General features: G+C 60.3%; 1 pseudogene. It reads left to right on the forward strand.

Features of this window, described 5'->3' with window-relative positions:
* A pseudogene (locus tag FY112_RS21035) lies at positions 1 to 813 on the forward strand (Ti-type conjugative transfer relaxase TraA); the annotation flags it as partial.

Consider the following 813-nt stretch of genomic DNA (forward strand, 5'->3'; position numbering starts at 1 on the left):
GAAGAACGGCATGCTCGGCACGGTCGTTTCCACCGGCGACAGACGTGGCGACACATTGCTCTCGGTCCGTCTCGACAATGGTCGTGATGTCGTCATCAGTGAGAACAGCTATCGCAATGTCGATCATGGCTACGCCGCGACCATTCACAAATCACAAGGTGCCACCGTCGAGCGAACCTTCGTGCTCGCAACCGGCATGATGGATCAACATCTGACCTATGTGTCGATGACCCGGCATCGCGACCGCGCTGACCTCTATGCCGCCAAGGAAGATTTTGAAGCGAGGCCGGAATGGGGGAGGAAGCCGCGTGTCGATCATGCTGCCGGCGTGACCGGCGAGCTCGTCGAAACAGGACAAGCCAAATTCCGGCCGAATGATGAGGATGCCGACGACAGCCCTTATGCCGACGTGAAGACGGAGGACGGATCCGTTCATCGACTTTGGGGCGTCAGCTTGCCCAAGGCGCTCGAGGAGAGTGGCATCTCAGAAGGCGACACCGTCACCTTGCGCAAGGATGGCGTGGAGAAGGTCAAGGTTCAGGTTCCGATCGTCGATGAGCAAACCGGCCAGAAGCGGTTCGAGAAAAGAGAAGTCGACCGCAATGTCTGGACCGCGAAACGCATCGAAACCGCCCAAGCCCGGCTGGAGCGCATCGAGCGGGAAAGCCATCGGCCGGATCTGTTCAAGCAGCTCGCCCTGCGCCTGTCGCGCTCCGGCGCCAAGACGACGACACTCGATTTTGAAAGCGAGGCCGGTTATCGCGCCCATGCCGACGACTTTGCGCGACGCCGGGGGCTCGACACTCTTTCTCG

This window comes from Rhizobium sp. PEPV16, from assembly GCF_008919455.1.
In the GTDB taxonomy this organism is placed as follows: Bacteria; Pseudomonadota; Alphaproteobacteria; order Rhizobiales; family Rhizobiaceae; genus Rhizobium; species Rhizobium leguminosarum_Q.